Annotated in this window: 30 protein-coding genes, 3 tRNA genes and 3 pseudogenes; 25 read left to right on the forward strand and 11 right to left on the reverse strand. The window is 52.1% G+C overall.

Features of this window, described 5'->3' with window-relative positions; translation table 11 throughout:
• Positions 1–54: 54 nt before the first annotated feature.
• The 3 genes and pseudogenes from K7R23_RS16510 to K7R23_RS16520 form a co-directional block, all read right to left on the reverse strand.
• The gene (locus tag K7R23_RS16510; RefSeq protein ID WP_000290462.1) at positions 55–567 is read right to left on the reverse strand and encodes a phage major tail tube protein; all 513 of its coding nucleotides are present in this window, start codon (positions 565–567) and stop codon (positions 55–57) included.
• The gene (locus tag K7R23_RS16515; protein ID WP_012906208.1) at positions 567–1,751 is read right to left on the reverse strand and encodes a phage tail sheath subtilisin-like domain-containing protein; all 1,185 of its coding nucleotides are present in this window, start codon (positions 1,749–1,751) and stop codon (positions 567–569) included. The genes K7R23_RS16510 and K7R23_RS16515 overlap by 1 nt, the downstream gene beginning before the upstream one ends.
• A gap of 413 nt (positions 1,752–2,164) precedes the next feature.
• Positions 2,165–2,257, reverse strand: a pseudogene (locus K7R23_RS16520) (hypothetical protein); the annotation flags it as partial.
• Positions 2,258–2,403: 146 nt separating this feature from the next.
• Between K7R23_RS16520 and K7R23_RS26055 the strand changes: the two are divergent.
• The 14 genes from K7R23_RS26055 (at position 2,404) to sdiA (ending at position 12,425) form a co-directional block, all read left to right on the forward strand.
• Positions 2,404–2,931: a contractile injection system protein, VgrG/Pvc8 family gene (locus tag K7R23_RS26055; RefSeq protein ID WP_231851620.1), complete on the forward strand. Its 528-nt coding sequence runs from the start codon at positions 2,404–2,406 to the stop codon at positions 2,929–2,931.
• A 42-nt stretch (positions 2,932–2,973) separates the two neighbouring features.
• A complete protein-coding gene (locus tag K7R23_RS16530; protein ID WP_000488107.1) occupies positions 2,974–3,234 on the forward strand; it encodes an Ogr/Delta-like zinc finger protein in 261 nt (86 codons plus the stop codon).
• 191 nt (positions 3,235–3,425) lie between these two features.
• A complete protein-coding gene (locus K7R23_RS16535) occupies positions 3,426–3,566 on the forward strand; it encodes a Hok/Gef family protein (RefSeq protein WP_000078920.1) in 141 nt (46 codons plus the stop codon).
• Between the two features lie 135 nt (positions 3,567–3,701).
• A complete protein-coding gene (locus K7R23_RS16540) occupies positions 3,702–3,998 on the forward strand; it encodes a TM2 domain-containing protein (protein WP_001519189.1) in 297 nt (98 codons plus the stop codon).
• A gap of 192 nt (positions 3,999–4,190) precedes the next feature.
• A complete protein-coding gene (locus K7R23_RS16545) occupies positions 4,191–4,388 on the forward strand; it encodes a Com family DNA-binding transcriptional regulator (RefSeq protein ID WP_001353016.1) in 198 nt (65 codons plus the stop codon).
• Positions 4,333–5,124: a DNA-methyltransferase gene (locus tag K7R23_RS16550; protein ID WP_024132716.1), complete on the forward strand. Its 792-nt coding sequence runs from the start codon at positions 4,333–4,335 to the stop codon at positions 5,122–5,124. Before K7R23_RS16545 ends, K7R23_RS16550 begins: the two co-directional genes overlap by 56 nt.
• 209 nt (positions 5,125–5,333) lie before the next feature.
• The gene (gene fliB, locus K7R23_RS16555) at positions 5,334–6,539 is read left to right on the forward strand and encodes a flagellin lysine-N-methylase (protein WP_012906205.1); all 1,206 of its coding nucleotides are present in this window, start codon (positions 5,334–5,336) and stop codon (positions 6,537–6,539) included.
• Positions 6,540–6,732: 193 nt separating this feature from the next.
• Positions 6,733–7,452, forward strand: a complete 720-nt coding sequence (gene fliA, locus K7R23_RS16560) for an RNA polymerase sigma factor FliA (RefSeq protein WP_012906204.1) — start codon at positions 6,733–6,735, stop codon at positions 7,450–7,452.
• 56 nt (positions 7,453–7,508) lie between these two features.
• Entirely contained in the window at positions 7,509–8,060 is a 552-nt protein-coding gene (gene fliZ, locus K7R23_RS16565) for a flagella biosynthesis regulatory protein FliZ (protein WP_012906203.1), read from the forward strand.
• Between the two features lie 87 nt (positions 8,061–8,147).
• A complete protein-coding gene (tcyJ, locus tag K7R23_RS16570; RefSeq protein WP_012906202.1) occupies positions 8,148–8,948 on the forward strand; it encodes a cystine ABC transporter substrate-binding protein in 801 nt (266 codons plus the stop codon).
• 105 nt (positions 8,949–9,053) lie between these two features.
• The gene (dcyD, locus tag K7R23_RS16575; protein WP_012906201.1) at positions 9,054–10,040 is read left to right on the forward strand and encodes a D-cysteine desulfhydrase; all 987 of its coding nucleotides are present in this window, start codon (positions 9,054–9,056) and stop codon (positions 10,038–10,040) included.
• Positions 10,041–10,055: 15 nt separating this feature from the next.
• Entirely contained in the window at positions 10,056–10,724 is a 669-nt protein-coding gene (gene tcyL / locus K7R23_RS16580; protein WP_012906200.1) for a cystine ABC transporter permease, read from the forward strand.
• Positions 10,721–11,473 carry an L-cystine ABC transporter ATP-binding protein TcyN gene (gene tcyN, locus K7R23_RS16585; protein WP_012906199.1) on the forward strand — a complete coding sequence of 251 codons (753 nt, stop codon included), beginning with the start codon at positions 10,721–10,723 and terminating at the stop codon, positions 11,471–11,473. The genes tcyL and tcyN overlap by 4 nt, the downstream gene beginning before the upstream one ends.
• A gap of 229 nt (positions 11,474–11,702) precedes the next feature.
• Complete coding sequence (gene sdiA / locus K7R23_RS16590) at positions 11,703–12,425, forward strand: quorum-sensing transcriptional regulator SdiA (RefSeq protein WP_012906198.1); 723 nt, start codon at positions 11,703–11,705, stop codon at positions 12,423–12,425.
• Positions 12,426–12,491: 66 nt separating this feature from the next.
• On the opposite strand, the gene K7R23_RS16595 is transcribed toward sdiA, so the two are convergent.
• Entirely contained in the window at positions 12,492–12,716 is a 225-nt protein-coding gene (locus tag K7R23_RS16595; protein ID WP_012906197.1) for a DUF2594 family protein, read from the reverse strand.
• A 19-nt stretch (positions 12,717–12,735) separates the two neighbouring features.
• A pseudogene (locus tag K7R23_RS16600) lies at positions 12,736–12,819 on the reverse strand (hypothetical protein); the annotation flags it as partial.
• Between the two features lie 357 nt (positions 12,820–13,176).
• Here K7R23_RS16600 and uvrY point away from each other — a divergent pair.
• The 6 genes from uvrY (at position 13,177) to K7R23_RS16630 (ending at position 16,716) form a co-directional block, all read left to right on the forward strand.
• A complete protein-coding gene (gene uvrY, locus K7R23_RS16605; RefSeq protein WP_012906196.1) occupies positions 13,177–13,833 on the forward strand; it encodes a UvrY/SirA/GacA family response regulator transcription factor in 657 nt (218 codons plus the stop codon).
• On the forward strand, positions 13,830–15,662 hold the full coding sequence (gene uvrC, locus K7R23_RS16610) for an excinuclease ABC subunit UvrC (protein WP_012906195.1): 1,833 nt from the start codon (positions 13,830–13,832) through the stop codon (positions 15,660–15,662). Before uvrY ends, uvrC begins: the two co-directional genes overlap by 4 nt.
• 56 nt (positions 15,663–15,718) lie before the next feature.
• Positions 15,719–16,267, forward strand: a complete 549-nt coding sequence (pgsA, locus tag K7R23_RS16615) for a CDP-diacylglycerol--glycerol-3-phosphate 3-phosphatidyltransferase (RefSeq protein ID WP_012906194.1) — start codon at positions 15,719–15,721, stop codon at positions 16,265–16,267.
• Positions 16,268–16,417: 150 nt separating this feature from the next.
• Positions 16,418–16,493 (forward strand) — tRNA-Gly (locus K7R23_RS16620).
• A 50-nt stretch (positions 16,494–16,543) separates the two neighbouring features.
• Positions 16,544–16,617, forward strand: a tRNA-Cys gene (locus K7R23_RS16625).
• Positions 16,618–16,629: 12 nt separating this feature from the next.
• Positions 16,630–16,716 (forward strand) — tRNA-Leu (locus K7R23_RS16630).
• An 85-nt stretch (positions 16,717–16,801) separates the two neighbouring features.
• Here K7R23_RS16630 and K7R23_RS16635 read toward each other — a convergent pair.
• Positions 16,802–18,077, reverse strand: a pseudogene (locus K7R23_RS16635) (IS3 family transposase).
• 146 nt (positions 18,078–18,223) lie between these two features.
• Positions 18,224–18,571, reverse strand: a complete 348-nt coding sequence (locus K7R23_RS16640) for an anti-adapter protein IraM (RefSeq protein WP_024132715.1) — start codon at positions 18,569–18,571, stop codon at positions 18,224–18,226.
• Between the two features lie 433 nt (positions 18,572–19,004).
• Between K7R23_RS16640 and K7R23_RS16645 the strand changes: the two genes are divergently transcribed.
• Complete coding sequence (locus tag K7R23_RS16645; protein ID WP_012906190.1) at positions 19,005–19,670, forward strand: YecA/YgfB family protein; 666 nt, start codon at positions 19,005–19,007, stop codon at positions 19,668–19,670.
• A 52-nt stretch (positions 19,671–19,722) separates the two neighbouring features.
• Here the strand turns inward: K7R23_RS16645 and tyrP are convergent, their stop codons facing one another.
• Positions 19,723–20,934 carry a tyrosine transporter TyrP gene (gene tyrP / locus K7R23_RS16650; RefSeq protein ID WP_012906189.1) on the reverse strand — a complete coding sequence of 404 codons (1,212 nt, stop codon included), beginning with the start codon at positions 20,932–20,934 and terminating at the stop codon, positions 19,723–19,725.
• A gap of 195 nt (positions 20,935–21,129) precedes the next feature.
• Here tyrP and K7R23_RS16655 point away from each other — a divergent pair, with 195 nt between their 5' ends.
• Positions 21,130–21,369 (forward strand): YecH family metal-binding protein, encoded by a 240-nt coding sequence (locus K7R23_RS16655; RefSeq protein ID WP_024132714.1) that lies wholly within the window; start codon positions 21,130–21,132, stop codon positions 21,367–21,369.
• A gap of 32 nt (positions 21,370–21,401) precedes the next feature.
• Here K7R23_RS16655 and ftnA read toward each other — a convergent pair whose 3' ends face one another.
• Positions 21,402–21,899, reverse strand: coding sequence for a non-heme ferritin (gene ftnA, locus K7R23_RS16660; RefSeq protein WP_012906187.1), 498 nt, complete (start codon positions 21,897–21,899; stop codon positions 21,402–21,404).
• A 170-nt stretch (positions 21,900–22,069) separates the two neighbouring features.
• Positions 22,070–22,405 carry a YecR-like family lipoprotein gene (locus K7R23_RS16665; RefSeq protein WP_012906186.1) on the reverse strand — a complete coding sequence of 112 codons (336 nt, stop codon included), beginning with the start codon at positions 22,403–22,405 and terminating at the stop codon, positions 22,070–22,072.
• Positions 22,406–22,666: 261 nt separating this feature from the next.
• On the opposite strand from K7R23_RS16665, the gene K7R23_RS16670 reads away from it, so the two are divergent.
• A complete protein-coding gene (locus K7R23_RS16670; RefSeq protein WP_012906185.1) occupies positions 22,667–23,305 on the forward strand; it encodes an RpiB/LacA/LacB family sugar-phosphate isomerase in 639 nt (212 codons plus the stop codon).
• 29 nt (positions 23,306–23,334) lie between these two features.
• Here the strand turns inward: K7R23_RS16670 and K7R23_RS16675 are convergent, their stop codons facing one another.
• Positions 23,335–24,765, reverse strand: a complete 1,431-nt coding sequence (locus tag K7R23_RS16675) for an MFS transporter (protein ID WP_012906184.1) — start codon at positions 24,763–24,765, stop codon at positions 23,335–23,337.
• 210 nt (positions 24,766–24,975) lie between these two features.
• Here K7R23_RS16675 and azuC point away from each other — a divergent pair, with 210 nt between their 5' ends.
• Positions 24,976–25,059 (forward strand): stress response protein AzuC, encoded by an 84-nt coding sequence (azuC, locus tag K7R23_RS16680; RefSeq protein WP_148222135.1) that lies wholly within the window; start codon positions 24,976–24,978, stop codon positions 25,057–25,059.
• A 122-nt stretch (positions 25,060–25,181) separates the two neighbouring features.
• Positions 25,182–25,433: a DUF2766 family protein gene (locus K7R23_RS16685; protein ID WP_012906183.1), complete on the forward strand. Its 252-nt coding sequence runs from the start codon at positions 25,182–25,184 to the stop codon at positions 25,431–25,433.
• The last annotated feature ends 6 nt before the right edge of the window (positions 25,434–25,439 follow it).

Below are 25,439 nucleotides of genomic sequence, written 5' to 3' on the forward strand. Positions count from 1 at the left end.
AGTTGTCTCCTTTTCAGTCAGAGGCGACGCACTGCGCCGCCTGCATATTACTTATCAGCCAAGCCCAAGCGCGGAACGGATACGGTCAGGCACAATGTCCTTGCCGTCCTTCCGGTAGATGTGGTTCAACAGGTCGATTTCCCACAGCGGGCGATCGTTAACGCTCAGCTTGTAGTAGGTGTTTTTGACAGCGTAAGTGTGTGATGTGGCTTCGCCCTGTTTGGCTTCCCCCATATCAATTTCCGTCACACGCCCGCGCATCTCGATTTCATACAGATCGCTTTCTGCATCGGTGTAGTATTCACCCGCAAAACGCAGCAGCGTGCCGTCAATCGTGCCGCCATATTTAAGGAACAGCGCACGAACAGCTCCCCCCATAACAAAACTCGCATCAAGCGCGGAGTCGTCCAGACCGAGATCAATACTTACCGCCCCCATCATGCCACCACCACGATAGCTGTCGGTTTTGCGCGTCAGTTTGGGCGGCGTGACGGATGTCACTTTACCCACTTCGTTTTCACCATCCACAAACAACGTAAAAAAGCGAAGATGTTTTGGTACAGCCATCAGGCACCTCCCAGCACCGCAAATGCGGGACCAAAGAATTCATCAGTAAACGTCTGGTAAAGCTCCATGTCTTCCAGTGGCGGAACGGGCGTATATTTGTAGCGAATACGCACACGTCCCTGACGTAAATTCGTGGTGCCGTTATCCACCACGTCATACCAGCACTCCGCACCAATCAGTTTCCCGGCAGTAACCAGCGAATCCAGTTTTGCCCTGATGGCACTGATAACATCCTTCACGTTCGCAGGCGTCAGTGGACTGTCGATGGTTTCAAACTGCGCTTCCGCAATTGAATCAGCCAGCACCTGTGCGGTTCGGGTATACACCTCAAAGATGTAGGCGTTCGTTTCCGGTGTGCGGTTGCCCCAGAAGCGGAGCCCGTTGCGACGAATAATGGTCGTGATTTCTTTGTTATTGAGGCTGTTGGCATCACTGTCTTCGGCCTGCAACGACCAGAACACATGCCTGGACATTCCCAGCACATTTTTAACCGGAACGTTGGACAGCGATTTGTGCCAGCCCTGCTCATGGTCAATGTACGCACGAAGGCCGCACGCATAAGCAGGCGCGGGGAACGTTTCGTTTTTGCCACTTTTCGGGTTGTAGGCGATGAAGTCAGGCCATAAGAGCATCACCTCACGTTCGTTGAATTTCTGGCGGTAGGTAATCGCCTCAGCCATCGTGTTACAACCATGACATGTGGCATACACAAACGCGCGCAGTTTACCCGCAATCACGCACAGGGATTTTGTTACCGCCTCCGTGTCCAGCTCCGGCGCGGCCAGAATACGCGGACGGTATCCGATGCTTTCATCCTGCTCTGCAACAAGCAGCGCATACATCCCCGTATAGCTGCCGTCATCCTCAGAACCACCGATAACCAGTTGATCCTGCGTCTTTCCGTCTTCTTCTTTGTGTTCAGCCACGCGAACGACGATCACCTTTGTGCTCACCTGGTCTGCGATGGCCTTAAGCGCACGATAAAGCGTCCCCGTTGTTCCGCATTTTCCCAGCACGTCATTGACGCGGGTCAGCAGTGTGGGCTTGTTCAGCGGGAACAGCTCCGCGTCCGCATCATCCGCCGTTGCCACGATACCGATAACGCTGGAATCAACATCGTTAATCGCTGTTACCAGGTCGGTATTTTCCGTAACACGGGCACCATGAAAACGAGTTTCACTCATAGCTTCAGCCCCTTGTATCCGTTAAATGATTCAGCAACAATCATCACCTACCACGCGCGTAATCTCACCCCTGCGCCGTTCTCCCGACCCGGCGACAACAAAAAGCAGTAACCCCCTCCGCACGCACATGCGACCATGCCGCACAGGGAGGGAACAGATGACCGACACCACCATGCAATTGCTCAGTCAGGGCACAGACCCCGTGAAAATGCCGGATTTTGATATTCTCGCGGAGGGTAAAACGCTGTCAGGCGTGGCAGAGCGCCTGATGAGCCTGTCACTGACCGACAACCGGGGATTTGAGGCGGACCAGCTCACCATCACGATGGATGATGCGGATGGTCAGTTGCAGCTACCGCCACGGGGCGCGCGCCTGACGGTTCTCATTGGCTGGAAAGGAGAACCGCTGACAGAAAAAGGCACTTACATTGTTGATGAAATCGCTCACGAAGGACCGCCGGACAGGCTGACGGTTTCAGCCAGAAGCGCAGATTTTCGGGATGAATTTAACGTTAAACGTGAGGTGTCCTGGCATGATGTGACCGTTGAGCGCGCGGTATCCGCCATCGCTCATCGATACGGTCTGAAACCACAAATCAGCGAAATGCTGGGCGCAATCACCACGGTAAAAAGCGGCAATCTGTTATTCATCATGCCAGGTGGTGGCGTGAACGCACAGGGCCAGCCGTTGCCCTCGTTCGCCATTACACGCAGCAGCGGCGATCGCCATCAGTTCCGCATTGCTGACCGCGAGGCGTATACGGGGGTACGCGCCTACTGGCTTGATCTTAATTACGGGAAAAAGAAAAAAGTCAGCGTGAAACGCCGCAAACCGAAAAAGGAGAAAAGCAGCAGCCGTGAAGGTGATTATATGGAAGGCGCGGAAGGCAATGTGTTTGTGTTACGCAAGACTTATCAGAACGAGCAGGCAGCAAGACGCGCAGCGGCGGCAAAGTGGCAGCAGCTACAACGCGGAGCCGCATCATTTTCCATCACGCTGGCGCGTGGACGTGCAGAACTCTACCCCGAAATGCATGGCACGGTAACAGGATTTAAAAGCGAGATTGATAATCAGGACTGGATTATTGCAAAAGCGGAGCACTCTATTGATAACAGTGGCTTTACCACGCAGCTTGAGCTTGAAGCAAAAATCCCGGAATGGATAGCAGAAACAGAGTGAGCAACTTAGAATAGCGGCAGCACCACGTTAAGGGAGGTCGCTATGTTCCGTTGTCCGCTTTGTGGCGCATCTGCCCGTATCCGCACCAGTCGTCCGGAAAATGATTCAAACACCGTGCGGCAAAAGTATTACCAGTGTAACAATCTGGAATGCGGCGTATGCTTCTCAACACTGGAAGCTTTCCATAAATTCACATCGAAACACGCCTCCGGCGTTCACTCATCAGAAGGTATTCCGTGGCATGAGCTGCCAGCTTCACACAGGGGAAACAATCAGATGAGTTTGCCTTTACCTCAGAATTAACAGGCAGAATTGCCGGAGTAACAAAAAAGCGATAGATTACGTGCGGGTGCCTTTCGGCTGATGGTCGGAGGGAATACCCGAAGGCCAGATGTGGAAAGGCCCCGGAAAACATTTCTGTTTAACCGAGGCCCTAACATATCTACCTTAAGCAAGTGATAGGTTAGCGCCTCTCCAACAAAGGAGCAAGCGCTATGTCGCAAAAATCGCTTACGGCCATCACGTTCTGCGTGACGGTAATCCTCATCATCTGGATGCTGCACGGTTCGCTGTGTGAAATACGGATGAGCTTTTGGGGAGCGGAGTTTGCGGCGTTCTTACAGTGTAAGCAGTAAGGAAACCGCGACGGGGGAGCAATCCCCCGTCAATCGGTTGCCAGGGTATGGTCGAAGTGGCACCCAAATTTAAATTGAGGCCCACCAGTAAGAGTGGTGGGCTTAACGCTTATTTAAATTTGAAAGGAACTCTTTATGAGTGAAATGGTATTTTGTCGCGGATGCGGCAAGGAAATACATAAAGATGCCACATCCTGCCCCAATTGTGGAGCACCTCAAAGAACAGCAAGTTCAAAAAGCAGAATGACAGCAGCACTACTGGCTTTCTTTTTAGGTGGTCTTGGTGCACACAAATTTTATTTAGGTAAAGTGGGGCAAGGATTCCTTTACCTTATTTTTTGCTGGACATTCATTCCGGCAATCGTGGCATTTATTGAGTTTTTTATCTATCTATGCACCTCTGATGAAGACTTTGCCCGCAAATATGGCTAATGCCTAGTGGGCGAATCAGAATGACAAACCCGCAGCGTAAAAACTGCGGGTTTTCTTTTTGTTGCCCTCATAAATGAGGGTAACACCATTCATAAGTAATAGGCATAACAGATCGATGCAATAAATCCGATCGATAAAAGCGATCGATTTGTTATCATATCGGCAGCAGTAACCACACAAGAGGTGCCGCAAATGACGCAAAATGTACGATGCAAAAATTGCAACAAACTACTTGCCCGCGCCTCATTTCACTACATTGAAATAAAATGTCCGCGCTGCAAAACACTTAACCAGATAACGAGAGCCATCGAGCACCCCACACACATGAGGAGTTATGACCGTGGGGATCGCAATCCAGCACCAACCAGCACATACACCGGAACACACTAAGGTTTATCAGACTGACAATGCCACGCTCTGTCGTGGGAATGCGCTGGAAATATTGCCGCTGATTGAGCCAGAAAGCATTGATGCCTTAATCACTGACCCGCCTTACAGTTCGGGTGCGACACACAAGGCCGGACGCACCAACCAGGGCAGCCATGCAAAATATCTGAACGGCGAGAACCTTCACCGTTTTGATGGGTTCGCGGGTGAAAACATGGACGCCCGTTCGTGGGCTTACTGGACACAATTATGGATGGCACAGGCACACCGCGCAGTCAGGCCGGGCGGTTATGCCCTGGTATTTACTGACTGGCGACAATTACCAGCTTTAACCGATGCGTTTCAGGCCAGTGGCTTTACATGGCGCGGCATCATTGCGTGGAACAAAGGAAGGGGGTCACGAACACCCCATACGGGGTATTTCCGGCATCAGTGCGAATACATCGTCTGGGGCAGTAAAGGCCATTTAGATAAATCGCCTTCGGGACCGTTCGACGGCTGCATGACGTTCCCGGTTATCCCATCAAAGAAAATGCACCCGACCGGAAAACCAGAAGAACTTATGGCAGAACTGGTCAGGACTGCGAATAGTGGTGGAACAGTCCTTGATCCTTTTATGGGATCGGGAACAACGGGTGTTGCAGCACTGAAAGCAGGACGCAAATTTATTGGTATAGAAACCAGTGATCATTATTTTGATGTAGCAACACAACGGCTCAAAACGGTGATCGAAGCATAAGGCAAAGCCCGCAACGTTGCGGGCTTACTGTCGAAGTGAGGCAATATGTAGGCAACGATTTTATTTAACACATAAAAATCAATGTATTAAGTAGATATTTACTAGCATGGGTACTGTCTTTACTGCGTTAATCAGTCGATTAACTCAGCAGGACGTCATACATAATCAAGGCAGCGAAAGCTGCCTTTTTTAATTACGGAGCCTGGGCAATGAAAGAAATCACCGTCACCGAACCCCATTTTGTCACCACCTTTTCCTGTAGCGGATCCGCCTGTCGGGATCACTGCTGCAAAGGATGGAAAATTAGCCTGGATAAAGCGACGGTCAAAAAATATGTCTCCAGTCAAAATGAGACAATCCGTAAAATCGCCCGGAAAAATATCATTCTGCTGAAAAAAGGAGTGAATCAGTGGGGAGAGATTAGTCTGCCGTCAGCGCTGGGAAACTGCCCTTATCTGGATGAAGAGCGTTTATGCATGGTGCATAAAACGCTGGGACCGAAAGCGTTGAGCCAGACCTGTTCACTCTTTCCGCGCAGATTTCACACCTATAAACATGAAGTCAGACACTCTCTCAGCCTTTCCTGCCCGGAAGTGGCCGCACGTGTCCTTAACGATCCCGATGCGATGGTCATCAATGATAAAACGGTGATCCAGCCAAAGCTCAATACCGCCCCGGTCTTTCAGCCCGGCCAGAAGCTGCTGAATCTGTTTTGCCTGAGCATTATCAACCACGCTGAGGTTCGCCCTGAAGCGGCGCTCTATGCGCTGATCAAATTTATGATGGTCGCGCAGAAATTTTTCGCTATTGATGACCACGCCCTGGCGGAGCTGGAGCAGGTTTACGTGACGCTGATAGCGCAGCTACAGTCCGGCGAGACAGCGCGGGAACTGGAAGGTGTTCAGTCGGATAACAGCGTAAAAGTCTCGCTGGTGTTACAGATGCAGGATTACTTCCTCTCACTGGCGCCCAGCCGCGGAAGCAATGTGCTCGATTACTATATCCAGTGCCTATTGCGCCTGTTAACGGCGGAAGAGGGCGCTGATATAGGGCAACGCATCAGCGAAGCGGAGACAGCGCTGGATAAACGCCTGCGGGAAGATGAGCAACACGGCGCTTATGCGCTGCGCAATTTTATCCTGTATAAAATATGGGAAAATAATTTCCCGAATCAGCCGGAGGTCGAGCCTCTGCGCGCGCTATATATAATTGTCGCGGAATACGCATTTATAAAATTACTTATCGCCGCCAGCGCCAGCGAGCGTGGACGTCTGGAATGGGAGGATGTGACCAACATCGTCTATAGCTTTCACTCCCGTAGCCAGCACAACCGTGATGTGGCGAAGCACTTTCACCAGCATATCGAGACGGCGCGCACCGGTGACGATCTGTCGATGATTCATCTGCTGGCGTAATCGCGCGTTGGGTGCACTGGCGTGCACCCGCACCGCTAACCGCCTGAACGCCAACAGCGTTTTTTACCGCCAGCCAGCCTCTGTCGCTACATAAGTAAAATAACCCTTCTTTTATGGCCTTATTCCCCCGATAGAACGCTCTGCAGAAACGGATAATCATGCCGATAACTCATTTAACGCAGGGCTGTTTATCGTGAATTCACTGTATACCGCTGAAGGTGTAATGGATAAACACTCGCTGTGGCAGCGTTATGTACCGCTGGTGCGTCACGAAGCGTTGCGCCTGCAGGTGCGTTTGCCCGCGAGCGTGGAACTGGACGATCTGCTACAGGCGGGCGGCATCGGGTTATTGAATGCAGTTGACCGATATGACGCTCTGCAAGGAACGGCATTTACCACTTACGCAGTGCAGCGTATTCGTGGCGCGATGCTGGATGAACTACGCAGCCGCGACTGGGTGCCGCGTAGCGTCCGGCGCAACGCCCGCGAAGTCGCGCAGGCGATGGGGCAACTGGAGCAGGAATTAGGCCGTAACGCGACGGAAACGGAAGTGGCCGAGCGTCTGGGCATTCCTGTCGAAGAATATCGTCAGATGTTGCTTGATACCAACAACAGCCAGCTCTTTTCCTATGATGAGTGGCGGGAAGAGCATGGCGATAGCATCGAACTGGTAACGGAAGAGCATCAGCAGGAAAACCCGTTACAGCAGCTCCTCGAGAGCAATTTGCGCCAGCGCGTAATGGATGCCATAGAGGCGCTTCCCGAACGTGAACAGCTGGTGCTTACGCTCTATTACCAGGAAGAGCTTAATCTCAAAGAGATTGGCGCAGTGCTGGAAGTCGGGGAGTCGCGGGTCAGCCAGTTGCACAGTCAGGCCATCAAGCGGTTACGCACTAAGCTGGGTAAGTTATAGCGAGCCATATGGCCGCCGAAAAATGCCGCACAACGTACTGACTACCAGGAGTTCTCATGACGGTGCAGCAATCTAAAAGACGGCCATTAAGCCGCTACCTGAAAGATTTTAAACACAGCCAGACACATTGCGCTCATTGCCACAAGCTGCTCGACCGCATTACGCTGGTGCGCAGAGGGCAGATCGTTAATAAAATCGCTATTTCCCGACTGGACACCTTAATGGATGAGGCCGCCTGGCAGCAGGAGCAGAAAGAGTGGGTGGCGCTCTGCCGCTTCTGCGGCGATCTGCATTGCAAAGCTCAAAGCGATTATTTTGATATTATCGGCTTTAAACAGTTCCTGTTTGAACAGACCGAAATGAGCCACGGAACCGTGCGCGAGTACGTTGTCCGCCTGCGCCGCCTCGGCAATCACCTCAGCGAACACAATATTTCGCATGACCTGCTACAGGAAGGTTTTCTGGATGAGAACCTTGCGCCGTGGCTACCGGAAACCAGCACCAACAACTATCGCATTGCGCTGCGCAAGTATGAGCAGTACAAAGCGCAGGCCCCTGCCCGACAGATACAGAAATCCTCCAGCAGAGCGACTTCTGATATATATTAAAAATGAATAAGATGTAGCAGAGTGGAATATGGCGTAGCCAGGATTCGCTCTACACTACGATCGTTCATAAAAACATTCGGGGTAAATATGAAATTAGCACTTCTGGGTCGTCAGGCGCTGATGAGCGTAATGGCTGTTGCGCTGGTTGCGGGAATGAGCGCAAAAACCTTTGCGGATGAAGGTCTGCTGAAAAAAGTTAAAGATCGCGGCACTCTGCTGGTAGGGCTGGAAGGCACCTATCCGCCGTTCAGCTTTCAGGGCGATGACGGCAAATTAACCGGTTTTGAAGTGGAATTTGCCGAGGAGCTGGCGAAGCATCTGGGCGTCAAGGCGAGCCTGAAACCGACCAAATGGGACGGTATGCTGGCCTCGCTGGACTCAAAGCGCATTGATGTGGTGATCAATCAGGTCACTATCTCTGACGAGCGCAAGAAAAAGTACGATTTCTCTACCCCGTATACGGTGTCCGGCATTCAGGCGCTGGTGAAAAAAGGCAATGAAGGGACCATCGAAACCGCCGCCGACCTGAAGGATAAGAAAGTTGGCGTAGGTCTGGGTACCAACTACGAAGAGTGGCTGCGCCAGAACGTTCAGGGCGTCGATATTCGGACCTATGACGATGACCCGACCAAATATCAGGATCTGCGCGTAGGGCGCATTGATGCGATCCTGGTGGATCGCCTGGCAGCGCTGGATCTGGTGAAGAAAACCAAAGATACCCTCGCGGTCACCGGCGAAGCGTTCTCCCGTCAGGAAGCGGGCGTCGCGGTGCGTAAAGGCAATGAAGACCTGCTGAAAGCCGTAGATGCCGCTATCGCCGACATGCAAAAAGACGGTTCGTTGAAGGCGCTTTCTGAAAAATGGTTTGGCGCTGATGTAACGAAATAATCAGCGTAGTAATATAAAAAGGCGCTTTAATCAGCGCCTTTTTTCATTTATCCATCTGAATGTGCATAATAAAAAAACAACACAACAACAAGAACCGGAGGCTTTATGCCACTACACAACTTAACGCGCTTCCCACGCCTGGAATTTATCGGCGCGCCAACACCCCTTGAATACCTCCCGCGATTTTCTGATTATCTTGGTCGCGATATTTTCATCAAGCGCGACGACGTCACGCCGATGGCGATGGGCGGCAATAAACTGCGCAAGCTGGAATTTTTGGCCGCGGACGCGCTGCGTGAAGGGGCGGATACGCTCATCACCGCGGGCGCGATTCAGTCCAACCACGTGCGCCAGACCGCTGCGGTGGCGGCAAAGCTTGGCCTGCACTGCGTCGCGCTACTGGAAAACCCCATCGGCACCAGCGCGGAAAACTACCTGAGTAACGGTAACCGGCTGCTGCTGGATCTGTTTAACGTGCAAATAGAGATGTGCGATGCGTTAACCGATCCCGATGTACAACTACAGGCGCTGGCGACCCGGATCGAAGCGCAGGGATTTCGTCCCTACGTTATTCCGGTGGGCGGTTCCAGTGCGCTGGGGGCGCTGGGATACGTTGAAAGCGCGCTGGAAATCGTTCAGCAGTGCGAAGGAACGGTTTCGCTCTCCTCCGTGGTGGTCGCTTCCGGCAGCGCCGGTACGCACGCCGGTCTGGCGGTAGGACTTGAAGAGCTGATGCCGGAGGTCGAACTGATTGGCGTCACGGTGTCGCGCAGCGTCGCCGAACAAAAACCGAAGGTTGTGGCGTTACAACAGGCCATTGCCGGTGAGCTGGAGCTGACCGCCTCGGCCGATATTCTGCTCTGGGACGACTATTTTGCGCCCGGCTACGGCACGCCGAATGAAGAGGGGATGGAAGCGGTAAAACTGCTGGCGCGTCTGGAAGGCATTCTTCTCGATCCGGTCTATACCGGTAAAGCGATGGCGGGTCTGATCGACGGCATCAGCCAGAAGCGCTTCAAAGACGAAGGTCCGGTGCTCTTTATCCATACTGGCGGCGCGCCTGCGCTGTTTGCCTACCATCCTCACGTGTAATTACCGGATAAGCTCATGCAAGAAAGTATCCAACTGGTTATTGATTCCCTGCCGTATCTGCTTAAAGGGGCGGTCTTCACCCTGCAGTTAAGTATTGGCGGGATGTTTTTCGGCCTGCTGCTGGGGTTTGTCCTCGCGCTGATGCGCCTGTCGCCGCTGCTGCCGCTTCGCTGGCTGGCGCGCTTTTACATTTCGATTTTTCGCGGTACGCCGCTGATTGCCCAGCTGTTCATGATTTACTACGGCCTGCCGCAGTTTGGCATTGAGCTGGACCCAGTCCCGGCGGCGATGATTGGCCTGTCGCTGAATACCGCGGCCTACGCGGCGGAAACGCTGCGCGCGGCGATCTCCTCCATTGATAAAGGGCAGTGGGAAGCGGCGGCGAGTATCGGTATGACGCCGTGGCAAACGATGCGCCGGGCGATTTTGCCGCAGGCCGCGCGGGTGGCGCTGCCGCCGCTCAGCAACAGCTTTATCAGCCTGGTAAAAGATACCTCGCTGGCGGCGACCATTCAGGTGCCAGAGCTGTTCCGTCAGGCGCAGCTTATTACCTCACGCACGCTGGAGGTGTTTACCATGTATCTGGCGGCATCGCTGATCTACTGGGTGATGGCGACCGTGCTGTCTTCACTACAGAACTACTTCGAAAATCAACTTAACCGCCAGGAGAGAGAGCCGAAATGAGCGCTATCGAAGTGAAAAACCTGGTCAAAAAATTCCACGGGCAGACGGTGCTGCACGGTATCGATCTGGAGGTTCAGACCGGCGAAGTGGTGGCGATAATCGGCCCCAGCGGTTCAGGAAAAACGACGCTGCTGCGCAGTATTAATCTGCTGGAGCAGCCCGAAGCGGGAACGATAAAAGTCGGCGATATCACCATTGATACCGCCCGTTCGCTGGGTCAACAGAAAACGCTTATCCGCCAGCTGCGCCAGCACGTCGGCTTTGTATTCCAGAACTTCAATCTGTTTCCGCACCGCACGGTGCTGGAAAACATTATTGAAGGGCCGGTGATCGTTAAAGGCGAAGCCAAAGAAGATGCGACGGCGCTGGCCCGCGAACTGCTGGCGAAGGTCGGGCTGGCCGGAAAAGAGACCAGCTATCCGCGACGGCTCTCCGGTGGGCAGCAGCAGCGCGTGGCCATTGCCCGCGCGCTGGCGATGCGACCGGAGGTGATCTTGTTTGATGAACCCACCTCAGCGCTGGATCCTGAGCTTGTCGGCGAGGTGCTGAACGCCATTCGCCAGCTGGCGCAGGAAAAACGCACTATGGTGATTGTGACCCATGAAATGAGCTTTGCCCGCGATGTCGCGGATCGGGCGATATTCATGGATCAGGGACGCATTGTCGAGCAGGGGCCGGCGAAAACGTTATTTGCTACTCCGCAGCAGCCGAGAACGCGCCAGTTCCTTGAGAAATTTCTGTTGCAGTAAATAAGCCCGGCTCGCCCGATATTATCACGATGCGGGCGAGCTTTTTGCATAACGATTAACTTAGCCTGCATGACTATTTCCTCTGCTTCCCGTCGGCGCCAGGTTTATTAAAACAGCGCTCAAGTAATTTGCCTGTTAACCGATATTTTATTAATAAACCTCTCATTATGTGTTAGCTTGATTTGCACATAAAAAATGATTATCACTCTCAAAGGCGCGATAACTCAGTATGCAGGCGACAGATTTTTTTACCTGGCGGCGGTCGATGCTCTTACGCTTTCAGGAAATGGCAAGCGCAAAAGATGTTTACAGTGAATTACAACGTCAGGCGCAATTGCTGGAATTTGATTATTACGCGCTGTATGTCAGACATCCGGTTCCGTTTACCCGTCCCAGAATATCCTTCCAGACCTCCTATCCCGAGGCGTGGGTTTCCCGGTATCAGGCAGAAAATTATTCCGCTATCGATCCGGTGCTGAAGCCGGAAAATTTCATCCAGGGACATTTGCCGTGGAGCGACGACTTATTCAACGATGCGCAGACATTGTGGGACGCAGCGCGCGCGCATGGTTTACGCAAAGGCGTAACGCAGTGCGTCATGTTGCCGAACCGGGCGCTGGGCTTTCTTTCCGTCGTGCGCGCGAGTCTGCGGAGTAACCCTATTGACGACGACGAAGTGGAGCTGAGGCTGCAACTGCTGGTTCGGGAGAGTCTGGCGGCGCTTTCCCGACTGGAAGATGAAATGGTGATGGCGCCAGAGATGCGCTTCAGTAAGCGGGAAAAGGAGATTCTGAAGTGGACCGCGGAAGGGAAGACCTCTTATGAAATTGCGATGATCCTGTCGATATCAGAAAACACCGTTAATTTTCATCAGAAGAATATGCAGAAGAAATTCAATGCCCCTAACAAGACGCAGGTTGCCTGCTATGCCGCTGCAACCGGGTTAATCTGAAAAGGCGGAGGTTCCGTGCGCCAGACGATAAACCGACTGAAAGCGCTGCTCTCAGCCGGCTTTGTTTTACTGACGATAAGCTTGTTTAATTTGTTTAACGGTGCTGGAAAATACTGCGGCCTGCGCTTCATCTTCGACCAGCGCGATCTGTTTTTCCATTTTTAGCATCACGCGGCCCGCATCGGCCTGGCCCATTGCCTGTAGCATCAGCGTTAACAGCGCTTTCAGGCAGGTGACTTCGTTAGCCAGTTCTTGATTATTCTCGGCAGTGGAAAAATCAGGCGTACTCATTTATTTTCCTCGTTATGGTTCAGTAAAAATCTGCGACGGCAAATGTTAAGGCCGCGGAGTATACCATAAGCTGAGCTAAAAATAGCAGTGGTTGTTTTTTGATCAGCGGGGCATCTCCGCCGGGCGAAATAAAACCTGGTGGAATAGTCAGATATTTTCCTCGTCTGTTGTTTATTCTTAGTTTTTTACTCGTTAATTATTGTTACAAAGTAGTTTGTCTATTTAGCATTTCCCTAAGCAAGCCGCTTTTTCAGACACCATTATGAAACCTCCAGCCGGAAATAGCGCCTCAGAACGCCTGCTTGCTGATGGCGTTTCCACAATGCGTACAATCTAATTTCCAGAAACGAGAGAAAAATCTATTGCCGCACGTTTTTTACGTTTCAAAGTTGAGTTAAAACCCGCTAATATAGTGATGTCTAACTATCAGTAGCGTTATCCCTATTCTGGAGAAATTCCTTTGATCAACGTTCTTCTTGTTGATGACCACGAACTGGTGCGCGCAGGGATACGACGCATTCTTGAAGATATAAAGGGTATTAAAGTTGTCGGTGAAGCGAACTGCGGTGAGGATGCCGTGAAGTGGTGTCGCGCCAACGCCGTCGATGTTGTGTTGATGGACATGAACATGCCGGGTATCGGCGGGCTTGAAGCCACGCGCAAAATTGCGCGCTCCACCGCTGATATTAAAGTGATCATGTTAACCGTTCATACCGAAAACCCTTTACCCGCGAAAGTCATGCAGGCTGGCGCGGCAGGATACCTGAGTAAAGGCGCAGCGCCTCAGGAAATGGTTAGTGCAATTCGTTCAGTTTATACCGGACAGCGATACATAGCTTCAGACATCGCTCAACAAATGGCGCTGAGCCAGATTGAGCCGGAAAAAACCGAAACGCCTTTTGCCAGTTTGTCTGAACGCGAGTTGCAGATTATGCTGATGATCACCAAAGGTCAGAAGGTTAACGAGATTTCGGAACAGCTGAATCTTAGTCCTAAAACGGTGAACAGCTATCGCTATCGTATGTTCAGTAAATTAAACATTCATGGTGATGTTGAGCTGACTCACCTGGCAATTCGCCATGGCCTGTGTAATGCGGAGACGTTAACAAGCCAGTGAGCGTTCAGTTTGATGCCAAAGCGTTTTTAAAAACCGTTACCAGCCAGCCCGGCGTTTATCGTATGTACGATGCTGGCGGTACGGTCATTTATGTGGGCAAAGCGAAAGACCTCAAGAAACGGCTTTCCAGCTATTTCCGCAGCAATCTGGCTTCGCGTAAAACGGAAGCGCTGGTTGCCCTCATTCATCAGATAGATGTCACGGTCACGCATACCGAAACGGAAGCGTTACTGCTTGAGCACAACTACATCAAGCTGTATCAGCCGCGTTACAACGTGCTGCTGCGTGACGACAAATCCTATCCCTTTATCTTTCTCAGCGGCGATACCCATCCGCGCCTGGCGACGCACCGTGGGGCAAAGCACGCCAAAGGCGAATATTTTGGTCCTTTCCCGAACGGCTACGCGGTACGCGAAACGCTGGCGCTGCTGCAAAAAATTTTTCCCATCCGCCAGTGTGAAAACAGCGTCTATCGCAACCGCTCGCGTCCCTGCCTGCAGTATCAGATTGGCCGCTGTCTCGGCCCCTGCGTTGAAGGGCTGGTGAGCGAAGAAGAGTATGCGCAGCAGGTGGAATATGTGCGCCTGTTTCTATCCGGCAAAGACGATCAGGTATTAACGCAGCTGATCGCGCGGATGGAAAAGGCCAGCCAGCAGCTGGCGTTTGAAGAAGCCGCGCGTATCCGCGATCAGATTCAGGCCGTTCGCCGTGTCACGGAGAAACAGTTTGTTTCCAACTCCGGGGACGATCTGGATGTGATCGGCGTCTCTTTCGACGCGGGCATGGCCTGCGTACACGTGCTGTTTATCCGCCAGGGGAAAGTATTAGGTAGCCGCAGCTATTTCCCGAAAGTGCCCGGCGGAACAGAACTGGGCGAGGTGGTGGAGACGTTCGTCGGCCAGTTCTACCTGCAGGGTAGCCAGATGCGCACTCTGCCGGGCGAGATCCTGCTGGACTTCAACCTGAGCGATAAAACGCTGCTTTCCGACTCGTTATCGGAGCTGGCGGGGCGGCGCATTCATATCCAGACCAAACCACGCGGCGATCGCGCGCGCTACCTGAAGCTGGCGCGAACCAACGCCGCCACAGCATTGACCACCAAACTTTCGCAGCAGTCAACCATCGCTCAGCGCCTCAGCGCGCTGGCAACGGTGCTGAACCTGCCGGCGATTAAGCGCATGGAGTGTTTCGACATCAGCCATACGATGGGCGAGCAGACGGTGGCCTCCTGCGTGGTGTTTGATGCGAATGGGCCGCTGCGCGCGGAATACCGTCGCTACAATATCACCGGCATTACGCCGGGTGATGACTATGCGGCGATGAATCAGGTGCTACGCCGCCGCTATGGTAAGGCTATTGAAGAGAGCAAGATCCCCGATGTGATCCTGATCGACGGCGGGAAAGGACAGCTGGGGCAGGCGAAGGCCGTTTTTGCCGAACTGGACGTCAGTTGGGATAAAAGCCATCCGCTGCTGCTGGGCGTGGCGAAGGGCGCCGATCGTAAGGCCGGACTGGAGACGCTGTTCTTCGAGCCGGAAGGAGAGGGGTTCAGCCTGCCGCCGGATTCACCCGCGCTGCATGTCATCCAGCATATCCGCGATGAGTCGCACGATCACGCCATTGGCGGCCATCGCAAAAAACGGGCGAAGGTGAAAAACACCAGCACCCTGGAAACCATTGAAGGGGTCGGACCAAAGCGCCGCCAGATGTTGTTGAAATATATGGGCGGTTTGCAAGGATTACGTAACGCCAGCGTTGAAGAAATTGCAAAAGTGCCAGGTATTTCGCAAGGTCTGGCAGAAAAGATCTTCTGGTCGTTGAAACATTGAGGCCTCTGTAGCAACATAGGGGGAATTTCTCTGACAACAGATAGTTACCCGTCACTATGCAATTTAATATTCCAACGTTGCTAACGCTGTTTCGCGTCATCCTGATCCCCTTCTTTGTCGTGGTGTTTTATCTGCCATTTAGCTGGGCGCCTTTTGTCACCGCGTTAATCTTCGTGGTTGCCGCCGTCACCGACTGGTTTGACGGCTTTCTGGCGCGTCGCTGGAACCAGAGCACGCGGTTCGGCGCCTTTCTCGACCCGGTGGCCGATAAAGTGCTGGTCGCTATCGCGATGGTGCTGGTAACAGAACATTACCACAGCTGGTGGGTGACCCTTCCTGCGGCAACGATGATTGCGCGCGAGATTATTATTTCGGCTTTACGCGAGTGGATGGCGGAACTGGGTAAGCGCAGCAGCGTGGCGGTTTCATGGATCGGCAAAGTGAAAACCACCTCGCAAATGGCGGCGCTGGCGTGGCTGCTGTGGCGACCCAACGTCTGGGTGGAGTATGCGGGTATTGTCCTGTTCTTCGTCGCTGCGGTACTGACGCTGTGGTCCATGTTCCAGTATCTCAACGCTGCGCGCGGGGATTTGCTTGATCAGTGATCGTTTCGCCGCAAATTTCAGCAAACGAACGAAAGTGGCGAAAAATATCGTTGACTCATTGCGTCAGGTAAGTAGAATGCAACGCATCGAACGGCGGCACTGATTGCCAGACGATAGTAAAATCAAGTGATTAACAACTTACTTGATTATGCGGGAATAGCTCAGTTGGTAGAGCACGACCTTGCCAAGGTCGGGGTCGCGAGTTCGAGTCTCGTTTCCCGCTCCAGATTAAAGACATCGGCAGCTGCGGATGTCGGTTGTAAAACAAAGTATTACGGCGCGTTAGCAAAGCGGTTATGTAGCGGATTGCAAATCCGTCTAGTCCGGTTCGACTCCGGAACGCGCCTCCACTTTCTTCCCGAGCCCGGATGGTGGAATCGGTAGACACAAGGGATTTAAAATCCCTCGGCGTTCGCGCTGTGCGGGTTCAAGTCCCGCTCCGGGTACCATTGGGAATGACAGAATAATCAAAGCAATAAGCAGTATCGTGAAACCACCCTTCTGAAGTGACCCCATAATGTTGGGCGGTTTATATTAAGCGGCTATCAGGGCCTGAGTCCGGTACTCTACCGGACTCAGGCCTTTCAGTTTCTGTTTTATTCTTTCATGGTTGTAATAGTGGATGTAATCATCGATAGCCATGCGCAACTCGCTGATATTTTTATGGTCCGACAGGTAAAAGCATTCAGACTTCAGCGTACCGAAGAAGCTTTCCATTACTGCACTGTCGTGACAGTTTCCCTTTCTGGACATGCTCTGTTTCAGTCCCCCCTCCTTTTGCCGCTTCTGATAATGCGCCATCTGGTACTGCCAGCTCTGATCTGAGTGCAATGGCGGATATTCGTCCTTGCCCAGTACCGATATCGCTTTCGACAGCATATCATCCTCCATCGGCAGCAGAGGACGGGACGCCATCTGATATGCAACTATTTCTCCGTTATACAGATCCAGAGCCGGAGACAGATACCGTTTTTCTCCGTTGATTTTAAATTCCGTGACATCTGTTACCCACTTCTGGTTGGGCTTATCCGCTCTGAACTGCCGATTCAGTACATTACCCGCAGCTTTCCCGTACCGGCCTCTGTAAGAGTTATATTTCCTCCTTCTGATACAGCAGGTTAAATCTGACTCCTTCATTAATCTCTGAACCGTTTTATGGTTCAGTAAGCTTCCTTCCCGGCGGCTCGCCAGCGTGATCCGCCTGTATTCATACCGTCCTTTGTGTTTATGGAACAGCGTTAAAATCTGCCTCTTATCACCGGCATATTGGTCTGGTTTTTTACCGCTGGCCAGTTGCCAGTAGAATGTGCTTCTCGCCAGCCCTGCCGCTTTTAACAGGCGTACAAGAGGGAACTCCGGCCTTAACTCATTCACGACCTGCGTTTTATCCCGCGTTTTGACGTGCTTCTTTCCCTGAGTAAGGCCTGCAGCTTTTTTAGATATGTCACTTCAGCACGCAGTTGTTCAGGCTCCTCTCGTTCATCCGGGTCAGGAGTGCCTGCAAAAGAGGGACTGAGTGATTTTCAGGGCGTTCTGGCATCATTTTTTTCCTGCGTCGGCTGTCAGTAAGGGCTTCGGAACCCCCTTCATCATACAGCCGTTCCCACTGACAAACAGTGGAAAAGGCAGGAGAACAGGTGAAATGCCGGGTTGTCAGCCTGGCTTGACCATGAAGCTTCCAGGCAGCAGTCCATTTACGAACGGCACTGTGGTCGATACCAAAACGCTTTGCTGTCGCTTCCTGTCCTTCCTGCCCGGAAAGATAGTGCTGCACGACCTCAAGTTTAAAACTGAGAGAATACTTGCTCATAAAAAACTGCACCTTACTTCGTTGAGTGTCCAACTTTTGGGGGGGCAGTTCACATCTCCGGTTTTTTTATTGCTCGCTATTACCGCTTCATCGTTGCTGCTTTTATAAATTAACTGCTAACGATCAATTCTGAACAGCTGTCTTTGTCAGACGTTCTTTAGCTTAATCAGCCCATAAGGGCAGACGGCAATGATACAGAGGTGCGCCTGGTCACAATATTTACCGTGATGTTCATTATTACCGGGGCATAAGCTTTTTGTTTTCATTGCGTTCCACAATTCTTTATTGTAACGCGTGACATTATAGACTGTGATTGGGTAGGGTTTTTTGTTTATTAATACCCCATCATTAAACGGCTCAATGATACAACCTGCGGTCAAAAATATATCTGCCTGATACCAGAGGGTCAATTTCAAATTTCTCAAACCGCAAATACATGAGAAACACATCCCCGTCGTCGGGCTGACAACGGTATCAAACACAGTCCATTCCATACTCACCTTCAATCCAGAGCTGCGTAAAAAAATAATACAAATCTTAAAGCCAGATCTAGCCTAGTGGAAAATACTAATAGTTCATAACCTATTGAAAATGATCACTTTTTTAATGGTTACGGAGAAAGTGTTGATTTTTAATAATTTATGTGATTTGTATGATGTTTTTATTTACATTATATTACATTTTTTGGATATAGATGCATTCCTATTATTGTTTCCTGGTTATTATTGAGTTTTGCAATTATTAAATAATACTAATTTATTGATGCGGGTAAAAATTGCTCTATGTAGTAGTTTTCTATTTTTTATAACTCAAAAACAGCCTTAACGTCGCTGATGCGATTTGTGAGCGCAACGGCAAACAAGAGGTATTCGCCGCTCCTTCCAGCCTGTAAGATAAACAAACAAAATAGCAGCGAGGAAAAGTATGATGAAAACGGGACCGTTAAACGAAAGTGAACTGGAGTGGCTGGACGACGTGCTGACAAAATACAACACTGAACATGCCATTCTGGATGTCGCGGAGCTGGACGGACTGTTAACCGCCGTTCTCAGCTCGCCGCGGGAAATTGAGCCAGAGGAGTGGCTGGTCGCCATATGGGGCGGTGCGCAATATGTTCCACGCTGGTCCCCAGAAAAAGAGATGACGCACTTTATGAATCTCGTTTTCCAGCATATGGGGGATACTGCGGATCGCCTCGATGAATTTCCCGAGCAGTTCGAGCCGTTGTTCGGCCTGCGGGAAGTCGATGGGCATGAGGTCACTATCGTCGAAGAGTGGTGCTTCGGTTACATGCGCGGGGTCGCGCTGTCGGACTGGTCCGCTTTACCCGATACCCTGAAGCCTGCCCTGGACGCCATCGCGCTGCATGGCACCGAAGAGAACTTTGAGGCGGTTGAGAAACTGACGCCGGAAGCGTTTGAAGAGAGCGTGGATGCTATTCGTCTGGCGGCGCTGGACCTGCACGCCTACTGGATGGCGCATCCGCAAGAGACGCCAGTGCAGGCGCCGGTAAAGGCGCAGGCTAAGCCAGGACGCAACGATCCCTGTCCCTGCGGCAGTGGTAAAAAATATAAGCAGTGCTGCCTGCACTGATTTTTATGGCCTGATGGCGCTCTGCCAGTCGGGCCTTCACTCCTTTTATCCATTACCCCACTTCAGGCAGCAAGCCAGCGGCAATACTGAACTGCACGCCAATGACGGCGATCCCGCAGAGAAATACCAGCGCCAGCGCAGGACGTCCGCCCGGCACGCGGTAGGCAGCCTGCGGGTTCTGTTTGCGGCTCCGCCATGCCAGCAGCGAAGGAATAATAAGCGCCAGCACCGCCAGCGCCACACCGGCATAGCCAAGCGCCATCACAAAACCGCGCGGATAGAAAAGGGCGAACGCCAGCGGTGGCAGAAAGGTAATCGCCCCGGTCTGTAGCCGTCCGGTCGGCGTATTACGACGCTGAAACAGATCCGCCAGATAGTCAAACAGCCCAAGCGCCACGCCGAGGAAAGAGGTTGCCAGCGCCAGATCGGCGAAAAGATGCACCGCCAGTTCGACGTGCGCGGAAGCGACCACTTCACGCAGTGCCTGTAGCAGCCCGTTCAGGCCTGCGTGCTCTGCCAGCAGGCCGGTAAAGACCGGGGAAGCGATGCTTCCCAGCGTCGCCAGCTGCCAGAAAATATAGGCAATTAACGGAATGGCGCTGCCGGTGATAAATACCCAGCGCAGCTTGCGAATATTGCCGCCCATATAGCTGACGATGCTCGGTACGCTGCCGTGAAAGCCGAATGAGGTGAAGATTACAGGAATGGCGGAAAGCGCCAGCCCCTGCTCAAGCGGCAGGGTTAACAGGTTAACTCTGTGAATATGCGGCATCAGCAGCGTCAGCATCAGCACCAGAAAGATAATTTTGGCGCTGAACAAAAAACGGTTACACAAATCGACCAGTGACGTTCCCGCGCAGACCACGCCACCGGCCACCAGGGTGAACAGGAGAACGCCCGCAGCAGGCGTTATTGCCCGACCGGTCCAGTCGCTGAGGCTGGCCGCCAGCAGTTCGCCGGCGCCGCTGATATAGGCGGCGGTTAGCGCATACATCAGAAACATCATACTGAAACCGGTAAGCCACTGGCCGTAGCGGCCAAGATAGCGCTTCGCCAGAGATCCCAGCCCGGTATCGGCCGGGACGTGCTGATAGACCTCAAGCAGCAGCAGCGCGGTATAGCACATCAACCCCCACAGTCCTGCCAGTAACGCAAAGGTGATGCCAAAACCGACGCCAGCCGATGCCAGCGGCATCGCCAGCATCCCGGCGCCAATGGTGGTGCCAGCCACGATGAAAACACTTCCCAGGGTTCTATTTTTCACGCTTTACACTGTCCTGCAGATAAACAACGGTGAGATCTGCGGCGCAGAGTAAGGCATAACGTTATTTTCGTCAAATCACCGTTACAGGGGTTGTAAATTAAATTTTACACGCACCATTGCACCGAACCTGCTTTAGCGCAAAGCAGATAAAGAGGTTGCCTGTCAGACTACGCCTTTCTTTTATTGGGAGGATGTATGAGTTCCATTCACGGTCACGAAGTACTGAATATGATGATTGAATCTGGCGAGAATTACTCGTCGGCAAGCCTTGAAGCGGCGATCAAAGCGCGCTTCGGCGAGCAGGCGCGTTTTCACACCTGTTCGGCGTCGGATATGACGGCTGGGGAGCTGGTGGCGTTTCTGGCGGCAAAAGGCAAATTCATTGCCCGGGATGACGGTTTTTCAACCCATGAAAGCAAGATTTGCCGCCATTAAAAAAACGGTGAGGAGCGCCTCACCGTCTGAACTTAATTTGCCGTATCGAGCGTGGAAAGCTCTTTATCAATAAAATAGAGGCCTTCGCCGCTTTTACCCGCCAGCGTTAATTTATCAATGACCGATTTAAATAATTTTTCTTCTTCATGCTGCTCGGCAACGTACCATTGCAGGAAATTAAAGGTAGGATAATCCTGGCTGATCATGGCGGCGTGAGCCAGCTCATTAATTTGTTGGGTGATAAGCTGTTCGTGTTCATAGGTCGCGCGGAATAATTCATCCAGTGAGGCATATTCCGCAAAAGGCGAAGAAACGGTATTAATGCGCGGCAAGCTGCCGGTATCGGTAAGATAATCAAACAGGCGCTGCATATGCGTCATCTCTTCCTGCGCGTGGCGGCGCAGGAAGGCGGCGGCGCCTTCAAAGCTATGGTAGCTGCACCAGGCGCTCATCTGCTGATAGAGCAGGGAAGAATATAACTCCAGATTCATTTGCTCATTAAGTTTATCGATCATTTCTTTTTTCAGCATGGTTATAGTACTCCCCGTCGGTGTCAAACAGATGATGTGGCGCCACTATAATTTGTTATTTAAATATTTGCAAAAGGTAAAATAATAAAATTATTTATTAAAAATACGAATGGGAATAAAACGCATTTGCGCTATAAAACAGTAAGGCCAGTGAGATACTGGCCTTATTTTTAATAATAAATGGGAAGCGTTTGCGACATTGCGATGCCCTGGCACTGATAGGCGATGGTTATTTTTTCGTTCAGGCACAATGAACCAGCGTAGAGGCTACAGGTGCTGACCGGCTGGCCGAAACGAACGGCGTTGGCATAGCCCAGTTGCTGACACTCCCGCGTTGCGGTGCCGTGCGCGGTATAGTCATCCGTACGGGCATTTTGCAGCATCGCCTGGCCGTAGCTTAAACGGACAACCCCTGTCGTCGCGCTGATTTCGCTCACTTCAGCCTGCCTGGTTATCGTGCAGCCTGAAAGCAGCGTCAGTGAAAGGGCAATAATGAGACTCTTCATGGTATCGCTCTGATTGCTCGGTGATAGGCTATCCTAACCAACGGGCCTGCTTTTCAATGGGCGGAATAGCGGATAAATCAGCAATCATTAATCACCACGACCAGAGGCAGACTGCCGTCTCAGTGCAAAAATGTGAAGCCAACTCAATTTTTTAAAACCATTTTTCACAAAATTTGAAAGTGTGTTTGAGAAGTAGTAGTGTTCATCAAACGTCATTGATTCAGGGCGGGCTAACCCGCATCGTATTCAGGAGAAGACAGAATGAAAATTGCACTGATGATGGAAAACAGCCAGGCGAGCAAAAACGCCGTCATTCTTAACGAGCTGAAGGCCGTTGCGGATGAAAAAGGTTTTCCGGTATTCAACGTCGGGATGAGCGATGAGAACGACCATCATCTGACCTATATCCATCTGGGCATCATGGCCAGCATTCTGCTGAACTCCAGAGCGGTTGACTTTGTGGTCACCGGCTGCGGCACCGGTCAGGGGGCGCTGATGTCGCTGAACATCCACCCCGGCGTGGTGTGCGGCTACTGTATCGATCCGGCTGACGCCTTCCTGTTCGCGCAGATCAATAACGGCAACGCACTGTCGCTGCCGTTTGCGAAAGGATTTGGCTGGGGCGCGGAGCTGAACGTCCGCTTTATCTTTGAGAAAGCGTTCACCGGCCGTAAAGGTGAAGGGTATCCGCCGGAGCGTAAAGAGCCGCAGGTCCGTAACGCAGGCATTCTGAACCAGGTGAAAGCCGCAGTGGTAAAAGAAAACTACCTCGACACCCTGCGTGCGATCGATCCGCAGCTGGTAAAAACCGCCGTATCCGGCCCACGCTTCCAGCAGTGCTTCTTTGAAAACTGCCAGGACAAAGAGATCGAAGCGTTCGTTCGCGAAATTCTCGGCTAAACGTTACACCTCTGCCGGATGGCCCAGCGTCATCCGGCAGTTTTTCTTGCTGACACCGCGCTTCCCGCATCCTTCGCCAGCCTTAACGTATCTATCATGCCGATCAGGCAAATTATCGCGATCGCCACAAACGCCAGACGAAAGCTAATGCCCGGTATGGCGCTTAACGCCAGCCATTCGCTCACGGTTGCGCCAGCCCGGATGCCAATCGCTCCCAGCGAAATCCCCAGCCCAACGGCCAGCTGCGTAGCGGTACTGAATAAGGTATTGGCGTAGCTCATCTGCGCTGGCGGTACGTCAGCAAAGGCGAGGGTGCTGATGCCCGTAAACTGAATGGAGCGGAAGACGCCGCCCAGATACAGAATCAGTAATATCAGCCACACCGGCGTGTCGGGCGTAATCAGCGCGCAGGCGAGCAGCGCCAGCACGTTCAGCGCGCCGTTGATCAGCAGTAGCTTTTTAAACCCCAGCCAGCGGATCAGCGGCGTTGTGGCAGGCTTTATGGTCAGATTGCCGACAAATACCGCCAGCACCAGCGAACCCGCCTGAAAAGCATTCATTCCAAATCCCACCTGAAACATCAGCGGCAGTAAAAACGGTACCGCGCTGATTGAGGCGCGAAAGAGCGAGCCACCGTACATCGTGACGCGAAAGGTCGGCACCCGCATGGCGTCCAGGCGAATCATCGGAAAGGGCGTTCGCTGAAAATGGCGCAGCGAAAACGCCAGGCTGAATGCGCCCAGCGCGATAAGCCCGATCGTTAATCCTGCATTGGGATGCTGTGCGCCCAGCAGCTCCATCGCATAAACAAGGCTGACCATTGCAACGGCGGTGGCGATAAAACCCGGCAGATCGAAAGGGCGGCGTTCGTCATCTTTAATATCCGGAATAAAACGCAGCGCCAGCGCGATCGCCAGCAGGCCCAGCGGGACGTTAATAAAGAAGATCCAGCGCCAGTTCGCATAGCTGGTGATAAATCCGCCTAACGGCGGACCGATAATCGGCGCGACAAGCGCAGGCCAGGTGAGGGTGGCGATGGCGGTAATAAGCTGATGTTTTGGCGTGGTGCGCAGCACTGCCAGGCGCCCGACGGGAACCATCAGCGCGCCGCCGACGCCCTGTAAAATGCGCATCGCCAGAAAACTCTCAAGCGTGGTGGAAAGGCCGCAAAACACCGACGCGAGGGTAAAGATAGCGAGCGCGAGGGTAAAGACTTTGCGCGCGCCAAAGCGATCGGCTATCCAGCCGCTGGCGGGAATGAGTACCGCCAGGGTTATCAGGTAAGCGCTGATGCCAATATTCAGATCAACCGCCTGGACCCCGAAACTGCTGGCCATATCCGGCAGGGCGGTGGCGATCACCGTGCCGTCGATAAATTCCATAAAGAACGCGCCGGCAACGAGCAGGGCGGCAGAAGAGATGCCCCGTCTGCGTTCTGCGCCTGAATTTTCTTGCTTCATGTCCTTGCCATTCAAAAAAAATTATAAAAATTTACTGGAACTGATAATGGTGTAGATAGTTGATTCTTCAATAAAACAGACCAGAATGAAAACAAAATGTTAATTTTAAATTGTGATTGGCATCACAAAACAGTTGATTTATGTGATGGATGTCATATTATACGCACATAGGAAATAACACCTGCATAACAACACCTTTGGAGTCGTGCCATGAAACTGCGTAAAGTCCTTAAGAGTATGTTCGAAAATTATTGCAAAACTTTCAAAGACGTACCGCCTGGCGCTATGTTCTGATTAAAAAAACCTGCTTCGGCAGGTTTTTTTATATCTGTTACGCAGAGCGTCAGACATTGCTACCGTTTCTGCGGCGTAATCGGTACTATGGCGACCTTTCAACTCTTTCAGGAGCGCAAAGTATGTCCCAACCGATGAATGCCGATCAGGAACTGGTTTCCGATGTTGTCGCCTGCCAGCTGGTTATCAAACAGATCCTCGATGTGCTTGATGTGATCGCGCCGGTCGAGGTCCGCGAAAAAATGTCCAGCCAGCTAAAGAATATCGATTTTTCCACCCATCCTGCGGCAGCCGATCCCGTCACGCTGCGTGCTATCCAGAAAGCGATTGCGCTGATTGAGCTGAAATTTACGCCTCAGGGCGAAGCTCATTAAAATAAA

The organism is Citrobacter rodentium NBRC 105723 = DSM 16636, assembly GCF_021278985.1.
GTDB classification, from domain to species: domain Bacteria; phylum Pseudomonadota; class Gammaproteobacteria; order Enterobacterales; family Enterobacteriaceae; genus Citrobacter_A; species Citrobacter_A rodentium.